Annotated in this window: 1 protein-coding gene; it reads right to left on the bottom strand. The window is 65.8% G+C overall.

The annotated features are described in order from the left end of the window. Positions 1–202, bottom strand: a 202-nt coding sequence (locus AX729_RS05165; protein ID WP_197433533.1) for a transposase, incomplete at its 3' end; no start/stop codon positions are given. Positions 203–222 lie beyond the last annotated feature (20 nt).

Genomic DNA, 222 nt, shown 5'->3' on the forward strand with positions numbered 1-222 from the left:
GCCGGGTGTCGAGGCTGCGCTCTCGGTAGCCGTTACGCCAGGTCGTGCGGTCGCCGGATCGCTCGTGTCGGCCGGCGCCGATCACGCCGTCGACATCGGCCTCCATGATCAGCTGCAGCACGCTCTCGGCAATGCTGCGCAGGAAATCGCTGTCTCCGGTCTTCGCCATCAGCTCGGCAAGCGGTAGTCTGTCTTCGGTCATCGGGATCAACTCCTCGGGTG

It is taken from the genome of Bradyrhizobium sp. CCH5-F6 (assembly GCF_001556045.1).
Classification (GTDB): Bacteria; Pseudomonadota; Alphaproteobacteria; order Rhizobiales; family Xanthobacteraceae; genus Bradyrhizobium.